This is a genomic window from Candidatus Poribacteria bacterium (assembly GCA_028820845.1).
GTDB lineage: Bacteria > Poribacteria > WGA-4E > WGA-4E > WGA-3G > WGA-3G.
This window is the reverse complement of record JAPPII010000008.1, coordinates 1-20,440: the sequence shown is the minus strand read 5'-3', so window position 1 is coordinate 20,440 and position 20,440 is coordinate 1. Positions and strand designations below refer to the sequence as shown.

Annotated in this window: 40 protein-coding genes; 37 read left to right on the top strand and 3 right to left on the bottom strand. The window is 48.2% G+C overall.

The window, feature by feature from the left end; translation table 11 throughout:
- The first annotated feature begins 485 nt into the window (after positions 1-485).
- The 30 genes from OXN25_01610 to OXN25_01465 all read left to right on the top strand — a co-directional run bounded on the left by OXN25_01610 (position 486) and on the right by OXN25_01465 (position 14,764).
- Positions 486-680, top strand: coding sequence for a hypothetical protein (locus tag OXN25_01610; GenBank protein MDE0423544.1), 195 nt, complete (start codon positions 486-488; stop codon positions 678-680).
- A gap of 51 nt (positions 681-731) precedes the next feature.
- The gene (locus OXN25_01605; GenBank protein ID MDE0423543.1) at positions 732-968 is read left to right on the top strand and encodes a hypothetical protein; all 237 of its coding nucleotides are present in this window, start codon (positions 732-734) and stop codon (positions 966-968) included.
- 13 nt (positions 969-981) lie between these two features.
- Positions 982-1,182 carry a hypothetical protein gene (locus OXN25_01600; protein MDE0423542.1) on the top strand — a complete coding sequence of 67 codons (201 nt, stop codon included), beginning with the start codon at positions 982-984 and terminating at the stop codon, positions 1,180-1,182.
- Positions 1,183-1,253: 71 nt separating this feature from the next.
- The gene (locus OXN25_01595; GenBank protein ID MDE0423541.1) at positions 1,254-2,309 is read left to right on the top strand and encodes a hypothetical protein; all 1,056 of its coding nucleotides are present in this window, start codon (positions 1,254-1,256) and stop codon (positions 2,307-2,309) included.
- A 39-nt stretch (positions 2,310-2,348) separates the two neighbouring features.
- Entirely contained in the window at positions 2,349-2,585 is a 237-nt protein-coding gene (locus OXN25_01590) for a hypothetical protein (GenBank protein MDE0423540.1), read from the top strand.
- Positions 2,582-2,968, top strand: coding sequence for a hypothetical protein (locus OXN25_01585; GenBank protein ID MDE0423539.1), 387 nt, complete (start codon positions 2,582-2,584; stop codon positions 2,966-2,968). Before OXN25_01590 ends, OXN25_01585 begins: the two co-directional genes overlap by 4 nt.
- 87 nt (positions 2,969-3,055) lie before the next feature.
- Positions 3,056-3,475 (top strand): hypothetical protein, encoded by a 420-nt coding sequence (locus OXN25_01580; GenBank protein ID MDE0423538.1) that lies wholly within the window; start codon positions 3,056-3,058, stop codon positions 3,473-3,475.
- 57 nt (positions 3,476-3,532) lie between these two features.
- Entirely contained in the window at positions 3,533-3,910 is a 378-nt protein-coding gene (locus OXN25_01575) for a DUF3768 domain-containing protein (protein MDE0423537.1), read from the top strand.
- Positions 3,911-3,918: 8 nt separating this feature from the next.
- The gene (locus OXN25_01570; protein MDE0423536.1) at positions 3,919-4,449 is read left to right on the top strand and encodes a hypothetical protein; all 531 of its coding nucleotides are present in this window, start codon (positions 3,919-3,921) and stop codon (positions 4,447-4,449) included.
- A 51-nt stretch (positions 4,450-4,500) separates the two neighbouring features.
- Positions 4,501-4,830 (top strand): hypothetical protein, encoded by a 330-nt coding sequence (locus tag OXN25_01565; GenBank protein MDE0423535.1) that lies wholly within the window; start codon positions 4,501-4,503, stop codon positions 4,828-4,830.
- Positions 4,817-4,993: a hypothetical protein gene (locus tag OXN25_01560; protein ID MDE0423534.1), complete on the top strand. Its 177-nt coding sequence runs from the start codon at positions 4,817-4,819 to the stop codon at positions 4,991-4,993. The genes OXN25_01565 and OXN25_01560 overlap by 14 nt, the downstream gene beginning before the upstream one ends.
- 12 nt (positions 4,994-5,005) lie before the next feature.
- Positions 5,006-5,215 (top strand): hypothetical protein, encoded by a 210-nt coding sequence (locus tag OXN25_01555; GenBank protein ID MDE0423533.1) that lies wholly within the window; start codon positions 5,006-5,008, stop codon positions 5,213-5,215.
- Between the two features lie 11 nt (positions 5,216-5,226).
- Positions 5,227-5,697 carry a hypothetical protein gene (locus OXN25_01550; protein MDE0423532.1) on the top strand — a complete coding sequence of 157 codons (471 nt, stop codon included), beginning with the start codon at positions 5,227-5,229 and terminating at the stop codon, positions 5,695-5,697.
- 43 nt (positions 5,698-5,740) lie between these two features.
- Complete coding sequence (locus OXN25_01545) at positions 5,741-6,055, top strand: hypothetical protein (protein MDE0423531.1); 315 nt, start codon at positions 5,741-5,743, stop codon at positions 6,053-6,055.
- A gap of 1 nt (position 6,056) precedes the next feature.
- On the top strand, positions 6,057-6,554 hold the full coding sequence (locus OXN25_01540; protein MDE0423530.1) for a hypothetical protein: 498 nt from the start codon (positions 6,057-6,059) through the stop codon (positions 6,552-6,554).
- 41 nt (positions 6,555-6,595) lie between these two features.
- Complete coding sequence (locus tag OXN25_01535) at positions 6,596-6,826, top strand: hypothetical protein (protein ID MDE0423529.1); 231 nt, start codon at positions 6,596-6,598, stop codon at positions 6,824-6,826.
- An 86-nt stretch (positions 6,827-6,912) separates the two neighbouring features.
- The gene (locus OXN25_01530) at positions 6,913-7,236 is read left to right on the top strand and encodes a hypothetical protein (GenBank protein ID MDE0423528.1); all 324 of its coding nucleotides are present in this window, start codon (positions 6,913-6,915) and stop codon (positions 7,234-7,236) included.
- A 50-nt stretch (positions 7,237-7,286) separates the two neighbouring features.
- Positions 7,287-7,505: a hypothetical protein gene (locus tag OXN25_01525; protein ID MDE0423527.1), complete on the top strand. Its 219-nt coding sequence runs from the start codon at positions 7,287-7,289 to the stop codon at positions 7,503-7,505.
- Positions 7,506-7,567: 62 nt separating this feature from the next.
- Positions 7,568-7,882 (top strand): hypothetical protein, encoded by a 315-nt coding sequence (locus tag OXN25_01520; GenBank protein MDE0423526.1) that lies wholly within the window; start codon positions 7,568-7,570, stop codon positions 7,880-7,882.
- Positions 7,883-8,024: 142 nt separating this feature from the next.
- Positions 8,025-8,210, top strand: a complete 186-nt coding sequence (locus OXN25_01515; protein MDE0423525.1) for a hypothetical protein — start codon at positions 8,025-8,027, stop codon at positions 8,208-8,210.
- A gap of 25 nt (positions 8,211-8,235) precedes the next feature.
- Entirely contained in the window at positions 8,236-8,502 is a 267-nt protein-coding gene (locus OXN25_01510) for a hypothetical protein (protein ID MDE0423524.1), read from the top strand.
- 193 nt (positions 8,503-8,695) lie between these two features.
- Positions 8,696-9,427, top strand: a complete 732-nt coding sequence (locus OXN25_01505; protein MDE0423523.1) for a site-specific integrase — start codon at positions 8,696-8,698, stop codon at positions 9,425-9,427.
- Positions 9,428-9,429: 2 nt separating this feature from the next.
- On the top strand, positions 9,430-9,828 hold the full coding sequence (locus tag OXN25_01500; GenBank protein MDE0423522.1) for a hypothetical protein: 399 nt from the start codon (positions 9,430-9,432) through the stop codon (positions 9,826-9,828).
- A gap of 95 nt (positions 9,829-9,923) precedes the next feature.
- On the top strand, positions 9,924-11,987 hold the full coding sequence (locus tag OXN25_01495) for a hypothetical protein (protein ID MDE0423521.1): 2,064 nt from the start codon (positions 9,924-9,926) through the stop codon (positions 11,985-11,987).
- A gap of 208 nt (positions 11,988-12,195) precedes the next feature.
- A complete protein-coding gene (locus OXN25_01490) occupies positions 12,196-12,558 on the top strand; it encodes a hypothetical protein (GenBank protein MDE0423520.1) in 363 nt (120 codons plus the stop codon).
- A 50-nt stretch (positions 12,559-12,608) separates the two neighbouring features.
- A complete protein-coding gene (locus OXN25_01485) occupies positions 12,609-12,752 on the top strand; it encodes a hypothetical protein (protein ID MDE0423519.1) in 144 nt (47 codons plus the stop codon).
- 115 nt (positions 12,753-12,867) lie between these two features.
- Positions 12,868-13,668 (top strand): hypothetical protein, encoded by an 801-nt coding sequence (locus tag OXN25_01480; protein MDE0423518.1) that lies wholly within the window; start codon positions 12,868-12,870, stop codon positions 13,666-13,668.
- Positions 13,669-13,726: 58 nt separating this feature from the next.
- Entirely contained in the window at positions 13,727-14,089 is a 363-nt protein-coding gene (locus OXN25_01475) for a hypothetical protein (GenBank protein MDE0423517.1), read from the top strand.
- A 4-nt stretch (positions 14,090-14,093) separates the two neighbouring features.
- A complete protein-coding gene (locus OXN25_01470) occupies positions 14,094-14,324 on the top strand; it encodes a hypothetical protein (GenBank protein ID MDE0423516.1) in 231 nt (76 codons plus the stop codon).
- A 35-nt stretch (positions 14,325-14,359) separates the two neighbouring features.
- Positions 14,360-14,764: a hypothetical protein gene (locus tag OXN25_01465; protein ID MDE0423515.1), complete on the top strand. Its 405-nt coding sequence runs from the start codon at positions 14,360-14,362 to the stop codon at positions 14,762-14,764.
- A gap of 91 nt (positions 14,765-14,855) precedes the next feature.
- Here the strand turns inward: OXN25_01465 and OXN25_01460 are convergent, their stop codons facing one another.
- From OXN25_01460 to OXN25_01450, 3 genes are read right to left on the bottom strand one after another with little or no spacing between them, the layout of a single operon-like run.
- Positions 14,856-15,521 carry a hypothetical protein gene (locus OXN25_01460; protein MDE0423514.1) on the bottom strand — a complete coding sequence of 222 codons (666 nt, stop codon included), beginning with the start codon at positions 15,519-15,521 and terminating at the stop codon, positions 14,856-14,858.
- Positions 15,522-15,527: 6 nt separating this feature from the next.
- Positions 15,528-16,349, bottom strand: a complete 822-nt coding sequence (locus tag OXN25_01455) for a site-specific DNA-methyltransferase (protein MDE0423513.1) — start codon at positions 16,347-16,349, stop codon at positions 15,528-15,530.
- The gene (locus tag OXN25_01450) at positions 16,349-17,152 is read right to left on the bottom strand and encodes an IS1595 family transposase (GenBank protein ID MDE0423512.1); all 804 of its coding nucleotides are present in this window, start codon (positions 17,150-17,152) and stop codon (positions 16,349-16,351) included. Before OXN25_01450 ends, OXN25_01455 begins: the two co-directional genes overlap by 1 nt.
- Before the next feature lie 344 nt (positions 17,153-17,496).
- On the opposite strand from OXN25_01450, the gene OXN25_01445 reads away from it, so the two are divergent.
- The 7 genes from OXN25_01445 to OXN25_01415 all read left to right on the top strand — a co-directional run.
- Positions 17,497-17,805, top strand: coding sequence for a hypothetical protein (locus OXN25_01445; GenBank protein ID MDE0423511.1), 309 nt, complete (start codon positions 17,497-17,499; stop codon positions 17,803-17,805).
- Positions 17,806-17,859: 54 nt separating this feature from the next.
- On the top strand, positions 17,860-18,207 hold the full coding sequence (locus OXN25_01440; protein MDE0423510.1) for a hypothetical protein: 348 nt from the start codon (positions 17,860-17,862) through the stop codon (positions 18,205-18,207).
- Between the two features lie 2 nt (positions 18,208-18,209).
- On the top strand, positions 18,210-18,452 hold the full coding sequence (locus OXN25_01435; protein ID MDE0423509.1) for a hypothetical protein: 243 nt from the start codon (positions 18,210-18,212) through the stop codon (positions 18,450-18,452).
- 66 nt (positions 18,453-18,518) lie between these two features.
- Positions 18,519-18,722 carry a hypothetical protein gene (locus OXN25_01430; protein MDE0423508.1) on the top strand — a complete coding sequence of 68 codons (204 nt, stop codon included), beginning with the start codon at positions 18,519-18,521 and terminating at the stop codon, positions 18,720-18,722.
- 57 nt (positions 18,723-18,779) lie between these two features.
- A complete protein-coding gene (locus tag OXN25_01425) occupies positions 18,780-19,487 on the top strand; it encodes a hypothetical protein (GenBank protein ID MDE0423507.1) in 708 nt (235 codons plus the stop codon).
- Positions 19,484-20,227 carry a GIY-YIG nuclease family protein gene (locus OXN25_01420; GenBank protein ID MDE0423506.1) on the top strand — a complete coding sequence of 248 codons (744 nt, stop codon included), beginning with the start codon at positions 19,484-19,486 and terminating at the stop codon, positions 20,225-20,227. Before OXN25_01425 ends, OXN25_01420 begins: the two co-directional genes overlap by 4 nt.
- A partial coding sequence (locus tag OXN25_01415; protein MDE0423505.1) for a hypothetical protein occupies positions 20,224-20,440 on the top strand: 217 nt, incomplete at its 3' end. The genes OXN25_01420 and OXN25_01415, both read left to right, overlap by 4 nt.

Genomic DNA, 20,440 nt, shown 5'->3' with positions numbered 1-20,440 from the left:
TCATAATTTAAGCAAGAGTTACAATTCCAAATCCGATTTTTTGTAATTTTTTTATCTAATTTTGGTTTCAGGCATGATTAGTCCCGCCAAATCGGGCGATGTATCGGTCGGTGTGCGATGCTGCCCCATACCCCCTGTCTGTGTTTGGAAAACGCTGATGTGGCGTGGTGTGCGTGTGCTTGGGATATGGCTGAAATTGCCCCTTTGTGCGTGCTGGTGTGTGGATTTGAACTACTTAAAAGGTAGATTTTGGAAAGTTGACCATACTATCAACCAATATGTCAAAAGAATATCACCCATCACCCAAAAATCACCGATTTTATTAACGAAACGATAAAAAAATACTTGACATTTTACTTGGGATATGATATAATAAACACAGCAGAACGCCCACGCGCCAACGCTGGGCAAAATAGATAAAATAAGGGAATAAGTGGATTACGGGACGCGTCCTTCGGGGCGCGTTTTTTTATGGAGACAATATCATGACCTATAAGCGAATGTTATTCGGCGTGATCCTTGCCTGTGCGTGTCTTGCTTCGGCATTGACGGGCTACGGGTATGAGGTGATCCCAAATGTGCGTATGTTGAGCGGTGGGAGTGCTTTATTGCTCGGTGGTTCTTCACTGGGGTGTATCGTGCTTTTTATCGTTGCTTACCATGTAGATAAGCGAAAGTAATCAATCAGATCGACGCGTCCTTCGGGGCGCGTTTCTTTATGGAGGTATTACATGGACATCAAAGCGAGAGTAAGGGCAATGGACGACCAAGAATTGACGCGTTTTGTTGATGCTTTTGATCCCGTTCTATCAGGTGCGGGCATTGGAGAGAACGAGGCGTTTCAACTAATGGCAGAAATTGAAGGCGTAGCGGTCGCAGAATACCGCGCCAGAGGCTTGGCAAGCACAGGGAGCAGTAACCCACTTGGCGGGCTTGTAGATGAGCAACAAGCGGGCTATATCGCTTAAGGGAGATTGACCCATGAACACATCACGATCACGAGAAAAAGGCTTCGCCAGCGGGGACGCGGTGGCTGTCAATGAAAACGGCTTCCAAGTCACAGGCGTTGTGCAAGAGGTTTATGATGATGTCGTAGAGGTTGAGTATTTAGACGAATTCGGCATTATGGACTTGATGGAGTTTCACGAAGATTTTGTCGAACCTTTTAAACCGATTTCTTAAACGGACAGGCGCGGGAAAGCACCCCGCGCCTATCCTTAACGTAGTGGGTTCACTACAGAGGATATTATATCATGACGATAGAACTATCGCAAGAACGCTTTAGAAACGGCGTAGGCGATTTTGATATTGGACACATCTTATTTGACACACAAACCCAGCGACAAGTTGAGATCGTCAAGTTTTCGGGCTATTCGGAGATTGACGAGGAAACAGGCGCGGAACACGAGCAGATCAGCGTGCATTTCGGTGGTGTTTCTGATGACTTGAACGGACTGATCGACTTTGAGGACTTGGAGCGTGCAGTTTATAGAGATCGGACTTTTGAGCCGATCGCGCCAGATTGGTTTGTTGACGAAGTTAACGGCGAACTGGACGACTCGAACACACAGGCAGCCGAGAAGGAGCAAATCAAGAGCGATCGCGAACTTGGCAAAAAGCAACTTCGCGAAGCGGTTGGCACTCTCACGACGCGCCCAGTTGAGCATTACACCGATCAAGAACTCTTTGCGAAGGTCAGCGGCGCGCCGTTATCTATCGCTGAAGATATGCTAAACGCCTATGAGGGCAACCTTGCACGCATGGCAGGCAGCACACCCAAGCAGATGCAGAAGATCGCAGGGATCGGCAAATCACGCGCCGAGAAGGTTATCGCGGCGTTGGAGTTAGCGAAACGCCTTGCGCGGTTCCACGCCACGAAGGAGAAGATCACATCGCCTGCCGATGTTGCCGATCTGATGATGTCCAAATTAAGGTATCTTCAGAAAGAGGTTGTCGTTGTTCTCGCACTTGACACAAAGGGGGGCGTGACCAGCACAGGCAAAGCGGGCGATATAGCGGGCGATCTGAAGTGGGGCAAGATGATTGCCGACTCTCAAGTTTTTGAAGGCACGCTTAACGCCAGCGTATTCCACCCGCGCGAAATCTTTAGATTTGCCATTGAGGAGAGCGCGAATTCGATCGTGCTTGTCCATAACCACCCATCAGGCGACCCACAGCCGAGCCAAGAGGACATCAGGGCAACGAAGCAGCTCATCGAGGCGGGCAACCAGATCGGCATCAAGGTTTTGGATCACATCATCATCGGAGACGGGATATTTGTTTCTCTGAAGGAAGAAAATCTAATCTGACAATGAGGCAGGGGCGCGGCGACGCGTCCCTTATTCACAATGAAACGCGAATTCATACGCAACGGCATTGCCTATGCGTTGAAAAAGGTTGTTGTGAATTTAGAGACAGGACACGAAGGAAAAACCTATCTCGCGCCGATTTCTAAAACACTGGAAGCCGAAATTCAATTCGCATCAGATGTAACGGATATGTGCATCACGCTGGATTGTTATTATCAAGGTGTCGGCGATTTCAAGGCACTACGGCAACACAAATTCTATCCAACGCGGAAATGAACAGGACACAGGACACACGAGGGCGGGGCGGCGCGAGTCGCCCCGATTTCACGATGAAAGAATTGATTGTTCTTGAAGTCGATGTTGATGAGTTTATTGTTGTTTCTGGTGAACGCATCGAGACCGAGACCGACCCGAATTTTTATCCGTTTGGACACGCCGTGACGTTGCGTTTGTGTTCAGAGGACGCGGCACGCATCGGAGAAGAGATTATCACGGTGTCAGAGGCGGAAATCTTGCAAGATTGTGAACTCCCGAAAGCAACGGAATTGCCCGCGGAGGTGTCCGATCCTCGTGATCGCGCCACTCCAGCGGAGACACAGACCAAAACAGGGCAACTTACATTTTTTGGCGATACAGAGGCGCAGCCGACACTTTTCTAACACACACGACACAAAGGAGATTTGTTTTGACTTACTTACTTTTGGCGATCTTTTTCATGCTCACGACAGGCGTTGTCTTATCGCGGTATGAATTACACAGGACACGCCGCGCCCGTGTGGAACACCTACGGAAACGGGCGCGCCGATGTGTCCACCGCGAAGACGACTAACACACAGGACACAACACGGAGGACGGGGCGCGGTGACGCGTCCCGTTATTTTATGCTACCTGCTGATGTTTCAAATCGGGCGTATGACACAGAACCGTATCACGTGACAATTGAAATTTACGCTTTTGATATATTCAATAACGGCGTAAAGACACAGGACACAATATTGTTAAAGGGTGTGAAGATGGACACAGCGAAACGCAAGGCACACCAGCGGGCGAAGGAACTCGATTTTAAGGCAGATGGTGCATGGTGTGAGGTGTGCAGCACCTATTCCACCCGTAAATATAGAACGATAGCAGGAGCGCGCCGCTTGGTTGTGCTGGAGCGTTCCTAACAACGAAGGACACAACACGGAGGACACACGGGGCGCGGTAACGCGTCCCGTTATCTTATGCGACATGCTTTTAATTGTTTCTGTTCGCGCTGTGCAGCGCAGCGGATACAAACCCGAAACGATGCTTTTAGAAAAGAGGTTCTAACCAACCCCGACATCAATAACAAGGGTGGTCGGTGTTCGGTGACACAAGGTGTGCATAGCCTGCCCCCCGACGCGCTGATGGCGGTTTTGTTGGCAGTTCGGAATTACGACACTTTTGATCCCGAAGATGACCCCTACGGCGAACATGATTTCGGGGTGATTGAGTTGCCGAACCTGCCAAAAATTTACTGGAAGATCGACTATTACGAGGACGCGAACATGGAATTCGGCACAGAGGATCGCTTAAACGCGTATCGGGTGCTGATGGTGATGTTGGCGGACGAGTATTAGGAGGAACAATGTATATCCGAATTTATGATAAAGACGAAAAGGGTGTTCTGCACCCTTCCGTCCCTCTGAAAGAGGTTAAAGGTAAAAATCCGTCCTTACATGCTGCAAAGATACAGGCAGACAGACACGCGAAATCGCTTGGGTTGTCGCCTGTTACGCGGCAGTGGGGCAGGAAACTGACATTTATTCACAAACCGCTTGCATGGCGTGTTTACCGAACCGAGAAGGGCGCGACGCGGTTTATTGTGATCACAGGACGCGATGATAGTTGTTACCACTACTGGGTGCAATCAGGACACGCGGATCGTGGCGAATTCTGTTCGCGTTGCTTAATCTACAAAGACGCGTACACGGAGCAGAAAACCGAGCGAAAGGCTTTTCTGAAAAAAGCACAGCAAGCCCTTGATTTCCTATGGGGTATTGAGTTCGACCAAGAATATGATGACCCCACCGACACAAAGGAGTTTTGGGAACACTATAACGAGGCTTTTGGTGTCATGCACGCGCTGCTGGGCATGTATAAACAGGATACACACTAACACACAAATAGGGCGCGCCGCTCGGCGCGTCCACTACCGGAAGGATAAAAAATGGGTTATTTTTACGAAAGCAAAGAATTGCGGTCTACCTATGAGACGCAAGAAAAAGTTATGCAAATCGTCAGGGCTTATTTGCCGTCTCTACAGGACTATCAAAAACTCGGACACTCGCAAGCGGAAGCCAAACAGCACAAAGAAGCAAAGTTCAATCAGGACACCGACCTACTGGTTACGTTGGGTGCTGCTTTGCGGGATTGCCTACGCGTCCACATAGACAAAGCGGTTTTAGCGTCTTTTATTGACGATATTATTAACGGCAACATTGAGAACATAGAGGACACGCTCACCACACTGGAGGACTCACAGAATGCGGATTGTTAGGCATAAAGGCAAGGATATAAAGATTATATCGCGTGAAGTTGCAAAGCGGTATGTTCGGCGGTTCGGTGGTGAAATTGCTCACTTGACACTGCTCGCCGCGGACGGACTTTATGATACCCTTCGCGATCGCAACGATACCCGAATCGCTGTAATTAGCGATTAATGGAGGCTTCCAATGAATCAGCAAGAGATAAGGAACAGAATAGCAACCCTTGAAAGTGAACGGCAAGGGGTGATAAGGGAATGCAAAGCGCGTAATGAATGGTGCAAGAAAAGTGGCATCAAAGACCCAAGCCGCGACAAAGAGGTTGCAAGGTTATCAATGCTCTCGCATAGTATCCACTCGGATATATCTTTTCTGAAAGGTCAACTCGTAGATAAATAGGAGATTTTAGCATGAAAAAACGGACGTTTGAATGGGATAACGATTTTGATGAATGCCGCGCGGAGGCGGACGCAGGCAAGTTTGATGCGGAATTGGCGATGTTCGTTGGCAAGCGAATGTATCAAGCGTATCGGCTCGAAAGGCTTTTTGATAAACCTTTCAAAGTCGGTTGGTCGATCTGCACATCAACCACGTTTGATCTACTCTGGGCGAACAACCTAAAAGTTAAGCATCTCTCGGAACGCGAAGCGAAGGTTCTATTCCTTGCTGCCAGCGATGTGTTTCATCAGTTAGAGTTCGGCGGACGGACGGAATTGGAGAAACGCGAAGATTTGAAGGCGCGCATGATCCGACTTTCCGAAATGTCTGCGGAAATCACGCTACATGTTGAAAAACTTACCGATAATCCCGACGCGCAAAACGCGCTAAGCAGAGAATATCAAACGCTATTCATGGAAACCCTACGGATTCACGGAGGCTAAATAAATAAGGATAGGGGGCGGTAACGTCCCCTAATTTCATAAAATGGAAACTTACAACCACTCAACCCTGATTGACATTTATATCTGTCAACTTCAACCGAATACATACGATATTGACCACTACGTTGATCAGTTTTTGGATACCTATTCAAGTGAAAAGTTCCCAAAGAGAATTGATGGGCATGTATGGGATTTTTTTCTCGCAACAACACAAAACTGGATCGCTGCGGATGTTAATGATTGGCTGAAGACAAAGGCAGAGAATATCGGACGGCATATCGCGATCAGAGTGCATTATCCGAATACATACAAGTATCGCGTGTTCTCTCCGCATTTAGAGGACAGGGAGGACAATTAACATGGATTACCAAGCAACCTTAAGATCTTATACGTTCCTTGAAGGGTATAGCAACACCTATAAAATTATCTCTGCGGACACAGAGGCACACGCGAAGCAACAAGCGACGCGCTGGGCAAATAGCGTGCTACCTGATACCTTCCAAACTACCAAATGGCGAGCGGATTGCAACGGCGACCTCATACGCAAATCTGACAAAATGAAAAGTGAAGCGGGTCACCGCGATTTTATTATACTCCGACGCGTTTATGGCGCGTCGGAGGAACAGGAGGAACAGGAAATTCTGACACCGACCGAGAAACTCAAGGCATTACGGCAGACAGCGAAAGCCGTATCAGATGCCCTTGGCAAGGTTGTATCCTATGACGATGACACAACCAACGCCTTGCTTGATGAAGCCGAAGGACACGCCGTAACGATATTGAAAACGATACACGATAGTAACCACGAGGACGTGATGCAGGCGGTCTATTATCAGATGACAGGTGAAACCCTGTAACACCAAACAGGGCGCGTCCACTTCATAAGGAGATTTCTTAAATGTTATCGGCACACTACATCAATCTATCAACTGGGCGCGTCGGCGAAGCGTTCCCGATCTGTGAAGACTGCTTTGAGCAGGTCTGCGCGAATTTGCCTTTCCAGTTACCGCAGTTAGAGATTTACAAGTTAGGGGATCACGAGGACAAAGGGGCGATCTGTGAAGAATGCAACCAACCCTTTGAGGACATTCTCGACGCGGTGATCCTTCATAAACTCGCAAACGGATAAGGCGGTCATCAGGACACGCCACTGCGTCCGTCGCGATCAATCGTAATAAAAGAGGTAGGGGCGCGGTGACGCGTCCCTGTTTAATAATGGCTTATCTGGATTTCACGGCACTCGATGGCATGACAGGCGAATTAACACGTAACGACATCGCTGAAGGACAGCAGGGGCTTTGTGAACTCTGCCCCATCTCGCGTGCTGTCGAAAGAATGTTTGAAGGTTTTCAGGTGTCTACGGAGTTTGATCATGTAACGGTTCAGAAGAACGGCGAGACATGTGTTGTGCTGCGTGTTAGCACTGCGCTTGCCGAATGGATGACTGAATTTGACGATGAGCAGGATGTTGAATCGATCGGACTTCAGATATACACGTGGAACGTAAAAGACTACAAATATATGATTGATGTTCTATAACAGCAGCAGAACACAGGACGGGGACGTGGTGACGCGTCCCTGTATTTACAATGACTGAATTTGAAAATGAATTTGAAGATGAACAGATGCGTTTTCAGCATGCGATAGATATTCTCTTGGAAGAGGAGCGGAAACTCCGATTCCGAAACTTTAGCGATGAACCCCTGAAAGAGACCGACGCGGAATGTGAGGCGAAGATCGCCGACATTGAGGACACGCTCAACAACTTGTATGCGATTCGCGAAGTCTGTCCGCATCGAGATCAGTAAAAAACAAGGCGCGTCCGGTCGGGCGCGTCAATTCTCACATTTTACGGAGGTATAGCATGATCATGCAACGTTTTGAAAATGAGATGATTAAAGACCTAAACAAGAAGGGCGTTTTCGTTAAAAAGGTGCGTTTCAGACGCAACTTAAAAACCTATGAGCTGCCGGTCTATGATAAGGCGAAATTTCTGTGTGCTATCGGTCACCCTGTGCCTGATGATTTAGTGAAAGGCGCGCAGATAGAGGTTGCAGACGCATATCCAGATTGGCTACGCTACAAGTATCCAGACGAGGCGGAGGCGATCTTGGAAGCGGAATTTGAAGCGTCCTATCAAGCGTTTAGTGGGGCAATGGATAAAGTTTTCGAGGAAGCACGTTAGTTAACAAGGCGCGTCCGGTCGGGCGCGTCGGGGCGAGAGTAAAGGCTTGGCAGTCCGTAAAAAAGCGTAGGAGCTGCCAAAACAAACGGATTCGGCACTTGTCCTACGAAGCCACCGATCCACAACACAAGGAGATTTTATTATGGATACCAAGCGTGAGTGCGTAAACATTAGACCCGAACCGATGAGTTGCGAATTCTTCAAAAAGGCGTTTTACGACAGAATGCCGAAGCAACGGATACCAGAATTGCTGAATTGTCTCTCTGATGAGGACAGACAGGCGTTTGAAACGTATCTCAAAGCGGAAGCAGATAAAAAAGGAGACTAACACAGGTCAAGGAGATTTTTTAATCATGAAGGTATCAAAGGAGGACACACCCATGAGTGAACAACTCGAATTCGGCATCCTCACCCCTGAATACCGGCGCGCCCTTGAAAAGGAGCGCGCCGAACTCACACAACTCACGCTACTCTTCACGGTTTATTTTCCGCCTGATAAATACTGTCGCCCAGAATCGAAAGTGGAAGGCAAGACACCGATACCGCAGGCGAAATGGGACAAAGCGTATGCGCGCGCAGAACGGGCGCGAACGATTACGGAAATACTCGAAGAAGGGTAGGAACAGACGCAATTGATATGTTGTTGATCTTATCTTGGGAGATGCTATGAGGCACAAACGGGCGCGGAACGTTGAGAAGCCGACCGCGCCATTTCCTAAAGTGTTAGAGAGGACACGCGAAAAAAATGAAATTGCTATTGAAATACTTATTGGGATATGCTATAATATTGTAAAAAAATGGAGGACACAATCAATGAAAGGCACACGACCCCTAAATAACGCAGAAATCCACGCGGTCTCTGAATCTTTCGATGGCACATTTGCAATCCGAAACCGCGCCTTGTTTATGCTTGGCGTGAGTATCGGTGGACGCATTGACGAACTCCTGAGCCTGACCGTTGGTGATGTTTGGCAACGGAACCAGCCCGTCACCGATGTGCTGTATGATAAAAGCATCGTCAAGGGTGGAGAGACCAGCCGTGCGGTGCCGCTGAATGCGGACGGTCGGCAGGCAGTCAAAGAGATCATGGCGTGGCATACCGAAAAGTTTGGCATGTTGGGTGAATTGGATAAGGACACGCCGCTCTTTGTTTCCCGTGTGAAGAACAAGGACGGGACACCCAAACGCATGACCACTCAAGCGGGCAGCGACGCGCTCATGGCAGCCTTTGACAGTGCCGGACTCAACGGCAAACTCGGCACGCACTCGATGCGTAAATCCTTCGCCCAACGCCTGTATTCACAGACCAACGATATTTTTGTTGTCCAAGAGATGCTCGGACACAAGAATGTTGCCACGACACAGAAGTATCTCGGTGTCAATTATGCTGAAGTCCGTGAGGCGTTGGAGTTGATGTCTGTGCTTGTAGCAGGCACGGCTCCGAAACAAGCGACACCGATCCACCGCGCCAGCGACTCTGATCTGATTGCCGAACTCGCTAAGCGTGGGTATAATCTCACGGATCTGACAAAGGATGCAGGATAGATATGCAACTCAAGGAATTTGAAAAAAGAATCGAGAAAGCTTTTAAACTGCTTGAAGCGAATTCTGATTTAAAGCCAATAGAAATCTTTGAACTTATTTCTGGTTTACTGTTTCTTAGGCTTTATTCTCTAAAGAGGCAGGGGCAGGTGACTGTCCCTGAGCTTCCCATGATGGTAACCCAGTTTCAACTCGTAGACCGTGCGGGGAACATCGTCGCTCACGGTGAGATAGATGGCGACATCTATCGCGTGTTTGACAAGGTGTTCTTGGGGGGTTACATAGAATTTAAGGACACCGCAGAACTATTTGCAGCGTATGCAGGGTGTGCGATCCAACCCGAAATGTTTCAGACCTGTGCAGACACGCTGCAAATGACGTTATTTCAACCTGACAATAAGTAAGGGGCGCAAGCACGCCCCTACAAAACCCAGTCTCCATAGGTTCTGCACCGTGCATTATAGCATGGTGCAGAGTCGAAATCAATAAGGAAAGTATCATGTCAAAAAACAGATACGGTCGGATCTATCATTCCGATCATCGTTACATCAATCTAAGGTTCAAAAGCCTGGACGCGCGGCGTGTGTTCGAGGCGAAGTTCAATCGCTATCACGCCGAGCATGACCACGACGGCGAGCCACCCCGTTTCAAAGAGGCGACCGCCGCGGAGATCGGCAACATGGACATCAATCGCGTACATGATGTCGATTCTGTGACGATCGACGGGTATGCAACCTACGAGATCGAGGAATACCATGAAGACGATGGGCTGACGCGGCATCACCGCTACGAACCCCCAACGTGCTGCGTTGCCCCGATCATCTCTATCAAGCGGAAGTTTGTCGAGTCCGATACGCTGGTGCGTCATGAGTTGTCGGCAGTCTTCGGGGACATGCCCGACGAGGATTATCAGCATTTGCTTGACTCTGTGAATGAGGAAGGTTTTATTGACCCTATCATCCGCTTGTTGGGAAATGAAGTCTTGGACGGTTGGCATCGCTACCGTGCTGGCAAAGAGTTGAACCTCCTGCGGAAACTACGGTTTCAGCAGTGGGACACAGAGAAAGAAGGCGATCCCGCAGCGTTTGCTTTTGCGCGCAACATTGAACGCCGACATCTCACCCCTGGGCAACGCGCCCAGATCGTTGTGGTGTTCAATGAGCGATATGAGCATGGTGGCGATCGGAGCAAGTCACCAAATAGTGACTTGAAAACACGCAAAGACCTCGCCAAGAAAGCAGGTGTTGGCACAACTACGATTGACCGCGCCACGCAGGTCGAGAAGGAAGGCGAGAGCCAAGCCGTCATCTCTGGTGAGAAAACTGCCGGTGAAGTCCTCAAGGCGCGGGAAGCCGAACAAAAGTTGAAGCGCAAGAAAAAGAAGCTGAAAGCCATGTGGGACACACGGATACAGGCTTCACGGGATTACCTCAGTGCCGAAAACGCAGAACTATCGGAATCTCTCGAACTGCCGGTACTTGAAGACGGTTTCGCGCGGTATCATGAACCCCTCAAAGACGCTTTCATGTCCGGTATCAAACGCTACGAGTTGGCGAAAGGCGACTTCGCTCGGTTCCAAGACAGTGCTGAGGAAGTCTCGCTTGAGGACGTAGAAAAAGAGTGTAAGGCGATCAGCATCTACGCCCACGACATCGCCAACTATAGGGATGCTGACTGGATACAGAAGATGAGCGAGGCGAAGAAGGCAGTAGAACGAGTTGATCCCGAACCCGACGCGGAACCCTCAGATGATAGATTGCGAGAAGATTTGAATAATCTTGTTGATTTTCATGGTGAAAAGACGACGCAAGTTATCAAAATGGATTCTTGGGTGAGTCGCCCAGATGCGACGGAAGAACTCGTCAAATCTATCCTTGACGACATCTATCAGGAACGTTTTGGCAAGAAAGCATACCCTGATCCCGAACCCGCAGAGGAGACGGAGCAGCCCTCACCAGAACCCGATAGCGAACCCGAACCAGATACGGTGGACTCGCTGTGGGAAAAGATCACACCCGCCATCAGCGCATGGAAAGCGGCGCGGAAAGGTGAAGGCGTAGGGCGTGCGTCGAAAACGATGTTCATCAATGCGGTAACGTGTTTTGATTCGGAGTTGTCGAGAGATTCTCAGACAGATGTTCTGCTTCTCAAGAAACTGCTTGACCTCGTGACAGAAGTCCGCGGGCCTTGCCACACGTTTGCGCGGTACGTCAAGATGCAGGTGGACGGCGCGTCTATCTGGGAAAAAACCGAATCCGATGAGGAAACAGAGGAATCCGACGAGGTTGCGAGTGAGGTATCCCCGCAACCTTCAGGTTGCGAAGATACCTTTGCTCGTAACTCCGATACCTCCCTCGCCGAGATCAACAATCTGCCAGCCGTGAACTATTTCCTTGAAACGCTCTTGAAGCAGGTGGGGACGATTGAACATCCGACCGACAGGGACGAACTCTCTGTCGCAGTCTTTGATCTGTTCGTCGAGAAATTCGAGGATGTATCTGAGCGCGAGCAGCTCTCAATTCTCATAGATGTCGCATATACCATTGTCAACGAATCACTGTAAAGAGGCAGGGGCGCGGCGACGCGCCCCTAATCCAACACGATGCTCGAATTTGCTTTGTTTGTCTTTTTTATTGTTGTGTTCGTAGTGATGAGTCTTATAGAACACAAACAGAGAATGGAGACGCTTGCGTTCAAGGAACGACTCTATAAACTCAGACAACAGTTTCTTGACGATGACACAAACCATAAAAAGGAGGAAAACAATAACGATGGCGAAACAGAGCGCGAAAGAAAAGATTCAGGCGTGGCTCAATAACCCAACCACGTCTTACGATGCGTGGATACATTTAACGTATTCCGAGATCGCCGAACAAGCCGGTGTCGGTCGCTCCAGTGTTGATCGACACCTTGTTATTCTTGTGGCACGGACACGCGGCTACGATCTCGAGGAGGTCAAACGCCGCAGGAAAACCGCGTGGTATGAGCGCACCGATCGGATGACACCGGAGAAACTCGAACGCTTGAAGGCATACCGATCGCAGAACCCGCCGCTGAGCCACGAAGAATGCGCTTTGCGGTTGGATCAATCGGTGTGGTCGGTGAAATACAACTGCGAGAAGCATAACTTATAGTGTTAAGTTTAACACAGAACTCCCTATCCGTAATGGGTAGGGGGTTTTCTGTGTTAAAGGGAAATACCCGCGGGTGGAGCGATCGTCAGAGGGTGAACGCTTTGAGAAAACCGCAGTGCCAAACTCTCGTCGGGGTCGGGATACAGATATGCCGTCGTCTAACGCTTTCAGAGACAGGCGAGGTTTACCGATAGATCCGAGGGTCTACCACAGGGACATCTCTTGCAAGTGCCTTATCGGGCAAATACGGGCGTTTTTCTGAAAAAAACTTGGCTTATAATTGATTTTCTGGTAGACTGACGGTATCCGTTGGATAGGAAAGCGATTGCCCGCGCCCTCGCGGGTATCCTATCCACCCCATCGCTGGGAAAAACGGATACGGATTTTTCTATCAACTTTATTTCAGTAGAGATTCTCATGGCACCTTGGAAAGAGTTGTGTATCGGCTTTAGCAGTTTCGCAGCACTCGTGGTGTTGGTTGTCCTCGTGCGCCCGAAGTGGCGGGCGTGGCAGATTCAACGCCTTTTGAAGCGACGCGACGCACTCGCATCGTCGCGCCCCCAAGGATTGACAACCTCCCAGAAACATGTGCTGACGCAAAAGGCGCGCCGAATGCGTCTCGAAGGGTTGAAAAAAAGTGCTGCCTTCCGCAGCAAAGCCGTTTTTTATATCGTTTTTGGTGCACTGATCCTTATCACGACCGTCATGATACTCCTCGCCCTCCGCCAAGGTTTTCAGAGTTGGGGGTCGGAACCCAAAGACGAGGATTTTATGATCCCTTGGATCTATGTCTTGATTTTTATGGGTGCCGGCATCGTTAGCACAGGCGGTGTCGTTCTCTGTCGCGTTCTGTTCCGCAAGTGGCAGACATGGCGGATTCAACAGCACCTCACCCGCCGCGCAGCCGTTGCGACACCCGGTGCGAAAGGACTCACACAAGACGAGGAAGCCCGCCTTACGCAAAAACGCGAAGATGCCCGTAGCAGTCGTTTAAAAAAGAGTTTCGCACGGCTGGGGCATGCCGATTTTTACATCGCTGCGGGTGTCTTCATTCTGATATGTGCCATCCTTGTGGTGCTGGCACTCTTTAATAAGTTTCACAAGGGGTAGACCCCGCTCTAAAGGGCGAGGCTTCCGCAAACATTAAAGTTTCACCAGAGGTTAAAACATGAATACTTTTGTACGTCTAACAACGGATATCGCGACCGTGGAATATGTGGTACTGATGGCGGTTTTGGTGTTTTTCTGTTTCCGGACGCGGTCAAAGGGGATGATATGTATCGCCGTGTCCCTCATTGGTGTCAGGGGTCTCGGCTGGCTTGTTCCTGCGGTTTACAACACAATATGGGGTGAGCGATGGGAGTCGGGTGTAGACGTAAGGAGTGTGAGCTGGGTACGAAACTTGGAGGTCGCTATAGTCGCCAGTGGTATAGCAGTCGTGCTCTGTTACGGTTTATGTCTCCTCGGTGCGTTTCTTATCTACAAAGAGTGGCGAGACGGAAAGTTCAACGTCCCTCCTTCAGGAGTATAGGCAGATGAAAAAGAGAAGAAAGATATATCAGGAGATTTTTATACCGGAGCGGTATTCGCTACAAGGGACTTTCACGGAGTTGGTGTGTATTCTGATTGTCGGTATAATAGCGATTCTGTATTTGGGATATCAGTATTATGTCATGCGTCAGCAGACGCAGGAACTGATCAAGAAACCTGTTGAAATACAGCAAGAGGATTCCACGCCGGCACGCCAGTTGTTGATAAGAGAATAGTGTTATATAAGGCGAAGGAAAGGAGGTGTTTGGCAATGAAAGAGAGGATTGTGTTCTTCATTCTCGGTGCGTTGGTGGCAACGTGTGCCTACTTTGCGGGTGACAGGAGTGACCTCGCTGCGCGTGATGATGTCTTAGAAGTCGAGACGATCTCGACGAGAAAAATATACGTCAAGGATATGATCGTTGTGGGCGGTGTTGAGGTTGCGGGTAGGGTCCATATAACCGTAACGACTGACGGCGTACCGTCTATACACCTCTTCAACGGAACACCAGGGGAAATGTCCTCTGCAATTCGGTTGTCTTGCGTATCTACCCTGGATCCGCGCCAACATCGACCCAAAAACAACAAGCCACGCCTTGAACTGTCGAGCGAAAATGGCTTAGATACATACACGCTCACATCTCTGGGTGGGCAATATAAGCGGCAAGACAGATAAAAAAATAACGCAATAAGTAGTTTTGGGATTGGTTAAATTGGTTTTTACATTTTGTTCTTATTACCTTTTACCGCAATAAGTGGATTTGGACTTAGAAAACTTCAGTAGCAATGAGAGATTGGTCTGGAATTCTTCGGATATTTATCGAGGTTTTTTCACGCCTTGGAGTGCCACCAGCATTTCTAAAGCCCTTTTGAAATGAGCCACCACATTGTTCTAATGCTTCAAGGTCAAAACAAGCAAAATGGATTTCCTGCAACACAAATTCTGTCTTGCGGATTCGTGACATAGCACCTCTATTTATCCGGTTCTTCTCATACTCACTAATTCCACCTTTTAGGTCATCATGCCACTTTTTAAAAGTTCCTTCTTCATCGTTGTATTCGACCGCACCGATTGCAAGTATTAGTCCATAATGACCATAATCATGTATTGTGTTCATGATTGCTTCTGCATCGTTTGTAATGACCCTATGGTTAGTAGTATTAGCGGTATGTGCTTTCAGATCCCATGAAATTCCAGAAAAAGCATCAAACTCTGTTTTTCCATATTTCTTCCCAGGCATATTGACTATACCTTGAAAAAGTGATTTGCATTTAAACTCAAAATACCAACCTTGCCATTCCATTTGTTTCCAATTCTTTGAACCGCCTTCCTTCATTTCAAGGATGGCGTTTCTGCCGTCCCATATTTTAGGCAGACTCCGAGCAGCAACTCGCAAAGATTCAATAGTATCAATAATTCCCTGATTTAGCATAAGAAATTATATAACTGTTGCGAATAATTCCGAAACAGCCTCCTCCTTCTTTGTTGGATAAACCAAATACTCCCCTGATTCAAGACGATTTTGGGCAAGTTGATAATATTCAGGAACAATCTCAAATCCTACATAATTCCGTTTTTTCATTTGACTTACAACAGCCACCTGTCCAGAGCCAAGGAAAGGATCAAAAACAAGATCGCCCTTCTCACTGGAATAATCCAGAATTTTCACAATGAGTTCGGCTGGCAGCTTAGTCGGTGTTTTGAGCGCACGATTCCAATATTCCCGATTGATTTCCCATACATCTTCTTTGTCTCTGTAGTGGGCTGATCCACCATCTTTAGTCTTGGTATCCTTATCAAATCGGCAATAGGGATAAAACTTCCTTTTCTCATCGTTTTTACAAACAAAAAGGCAGTGATAGTGAGAAGTTACATATTTGCGTTTCGTAACAACGCCAAACTGGTACTTCCAAACCAAATGATTGATAGTTGTCAATTCACAGTGGTCAATAGCGATCAACAGGTCTTTTAGATGATTCCAACCTGAGAAAACATACATGCTCCCAGAATCTTTCAACACTCGTGTTGCACCAGAAAGCCAGTCAAGCGTAAAATCGAGGTATTCATTTGATTTTACCTCATTATAGCCTTGCAGCACATGACTTTCTTTCCGATTATAGTTCTGTCGAGTTGCTTTAAAATCAATCGCAAAGGGTGGATCCGTTACTATAAGATCAACACATTCATCCGGCATTTCGGACATGAGTTCAATACAATTCCCTTCCTTAATCGTGTTAATAAAGGAATTTACTGTATGCATTATTGACAACTCTCCTTCAAGAACTTCCAAAAAATAGTTTCACGGTGCCGGTTGTTATAGATATAACAGCGTTCTGCTATATAGAGCGGTGTGTATCCAGTTTGATAATGATGATGTGAACCATACCAAGCTCGTTTCAGTAGAGACCAAAAACCTTCAATTGTATTTGTGTGCTTATCACCTTCGGCAAACTGGACTTGGTGATTGATAACGTGATGCTTGAGTTGTGAACCGAGAGCATTGTAAGCGTGATATTCATCAGTCATAAGTTCAGATTCCTTAACATTGACAACTCTGCGGATAAATTCAAGAATATCACGCCCGGTGAGTCCTTTTGCCACTTCAGCGACGACTTCACCGCCACGAGCAACTGCCCCCATGATAGCCGTTTTATCCGTGCCACGACCGCGCTTACTGGGCTCAAAGTCTTCACGCTTGTTCGGCTTCCGGGGTTTGCCACCGATGTAGGTTTCATCAGCTTCTATAATACCTTGTAGTAGAATGGAGTTGACTTTATCTGCCATTTTAGCCCGGATACGTGTTAGTATAAACCAAGCGGTCTTTTGGTTCAAGTCTAAATCACGCTGGAGCTCATAGGATGATATTCCCTTCTTGGCATTGAGGGTCAATGAAATAGCAAGAAACCATTTCTGAAGGGGGATTTTTGTTCCGTGAAATAGTGTCCCGTGAGTTGCCTTGAACGAGGCTCTACAATCATAGCAGTTCCAGCGTTCTACACGCCCTTCACCATCTTCTTTCTTACGTTTGATGTGGTTTGTGGACAAACGGGCTTTCCTTGCCATCTGACGCGTTCCAGATGTTCAATACACGATTCTTAGTCAGGAAAACGCTCGATAACCTCTATGAAATTCATAAAAAAACTCCTTTGGATGTCAAAGGAATTGCTAAGAAACTACCATTTTCGGTATAATAGCAGTAGGACTTCCGAAGCAACTCCGCTTTGGACTCTAAAGGGAAGTTGCACCCTCCCGTTTAACTGCAATTATTATACCATTTTTAGACATTTTAAACAAGCGAAAAACCCTTATATTTACTGGGTTTATTGCATTTTTTTACAAGATTTTTTCAATCCAAAACTACTTATTGCGAAAAATAATCCGACGCACCGCAAAAAGGAGATAGCAACATGTTGAAAGTATCCAACCGCCACTTCATTCTCAGCGCACTCGTATTCTTTTTAATGCTGCCCTTGATCGGGACTGCTGAGAACGTCCATATTCCAGACCCAAGACTTCGGATGGTTCTGAATAAGGCGTTGGGTAAAGGCGAGGGAACACCAGTCACGTCAGCACAGCTGGCAACGTTGCAACACCTCGATGCGCCCGAATCGGGGATTCGTGAGTTACCCGGTCTTGAGTTTGCTGCGAGAAGCATAACCTCTAATTTCACACACAGAACCCCCTTGAAAGATCGCCCCTGTGGTCTAACCCTCTGAAAAGAATGCGATAGGCAAGGATTTGGACGCAGGCGGAAAGCAAAGGAGATTTTCATGAAGCAAGTGATACATATAGAGGACCTTAGCCGTGGATGGATCCGCTGTGCTGACTGCGAGACGAAACTTCGCATTCCCAAGGATCCAAGCATGTTAAAAGTGTGCCCGGTTTGTCAGCGTGTCGGCTTTGTTCGCACAAAGATCGGGGATGTGCCGATTGACAGTGGCATTGCGCCCCTCGTCGGCACTGAGTTTTTTGATGAGAGTGATTACACGATCCGACGCTTGCGGTTTTACGAGGTATATCTGAAAATGACCCAACGCCTCAACCAGCAGAGCCTGAAGAAATGCGTTGAGCAAGGCACGCTGAAGCTCCCTATCCCAATGCCACATGAGGGGCTATAGATGTGCCGTATGATCAGATGCCGAGCGACTTGATTTTCGCTGTCGGTTGGCATATCACGCCGATGGATGCGTTTATCGCTGGTGCGATGGCGATGGAATCAAACCCTGATATGCCGTGTCTGCTGTTGACATTTATAGAGAGTTCGGCGTTCATTTGCGACGCTTGGGTAATTCGGCGTAAACCGAAGTGGCAGAAGTTCATCGACGCTTTCCTCGGTGTGGCGATCCTGATGATATTCATTTGACCCTTGCAGTGATGCTCACCGGCGGGTAGCACCCCCTTGACCGATACTGAAAAAACAGGAGACTCCATGAGCAGAAAACCCAAAAACAACACCGACATCCATCGCCGACACACGGCGGTTCTCCGCATCAAGCAAAATGGAGAAATACTCTTATCCTTCCATAAACAAGAGATGATGCCCATGAAGCAATGCCTCGACTTCAAACAGAACGGCATTCTCGCACTCAACGGGCTTTTTGGATGCCCGCGGTGCCGACACTACTTCGCATAACCCAGCCGTGCGCGCCACAATGAAACCATGTGTCGCGCACGGCTGAAAGGAGTTTTTATGAAAGGTAGAAAAAAGGATTATGAATATAAGGATCAGCACTTCTCCCAAGAGATTGCTGAAGCACTCATCCCAGAGAAATGGGCAGCCGGAATTAGAATAAATCCCGTAGTAAAAAGGGTTCTCAACTCACACACCCAACGTGGTGGATTAGAACCTCCAGAAGGAGAAAACAGTCTTGTGATGGTCAAGGCTGCCCTGCAAAACTTGAGTTTTGTCGCAAAGGCAAGCGAGATTTCCAAAGATGTGTGGCGTTATGCGAAGCCGGATCAATGGATTTTCGGTCTCGGAAAGCATTGGATCTATCTCTACTATTTCCCACAGGATAAACAGGACGCAGAATCCAAAGGTAAGTCTATTTGGCAGTGCAGGATCGGAAAGACAGATGGTGTAGACAAGGACGGCAAGGTCAAATATGATGCACCCGAAAAACGGATAGGCAATCAAACGCGTAGCTACCGACAAGGCCCCATCATCGCACTTCTCATTAGAACCGATCGACACAACGGGCTTGAGAAAGCAATACAGGGCATCCTCACTGTCCGGGGACAGGATATACCAGATACCAAAGGCAATTCATGGTTTTGGACAAATCCGAGTGAAGTGGTAAAAGTGGTATTTTTGATAGCAAATATAAGTGTCGATCTTCTCTCTCCCGTCGTAAATCTGTCCGCAGTGCTCGACGATATTGAAAGGAAGATAATATGAAAGGCAGAAGTCCCCTGAACAACAACGAGATCAACGCCAAGACCGTCAAAGTCCTCGCGGAACGTTGCTGGTGGCAGAAGGCGACTCTGAAGCAGCTGGCTTTAAAATTCAAACTTACCGAAGAACAGGTCGATGAACTTCGCGCGACGACCGAGTATCGCACCAGTGTCTTTTATCTGATGCTCGGTCAACGCTCCGCAGAGGACTTCGAGAAGTGGGTCGCCACATATCCCGATATGAACAATCGTTTCGGCAGGCGCATGGGGCTGCCCCCGAAGGTCGTTGCGAAAATGGTTGCCGATGTCCGAAACGCACATGCTGCCGGTGCGGTGTCCGCCCTGAACCTCAAAAAGATTGCCAATCCGAGCAAAAAGATGAACCTGAATGCTGAAAAGACGATTGGCGCAGGCAGGCATTCCGTCTACCTTTACTATGACCAACACAAACGCGTCCGTGCCGAATCCAAAGGGGAAACGTTTTTTCCGTGCAAGATCGGTCGGACGACACAAGAACTCCATACCCGAATTTACCAGCAAGACACCACCGTTGCCGCAGAAAGATTCAAACTCGGTCTGCATATCAAAACGGAGGACCCGATCTTCATAGAGCAGATCATCCATGAGACGCTCAAGGCACGAGGGCAACACATCGACGATGCCCCCGGAAGGGAATGGTTTCTGACGGCACCAAGTGATGTGGAACGCATTCTGGAAAAGATGGACAAGGAAAAACAGGCATGAAAGGCAGAAGCCCCCTGAACAACAACGAAATCATGTTAGTTTCCGCCTGCTTTGACGCAAACCCGTTTGAGATGCGCAATCGCGGGATTTTCATGATAAGTGTCTCCACTGGCGGACGCATCTCTGAACGGCTCAGCGAGAAGGACGAGACACAGGCCCCCGCCGAGATACGCAACATTTCATCACAGGAGAAAGACGATGAAAAAGCAACCG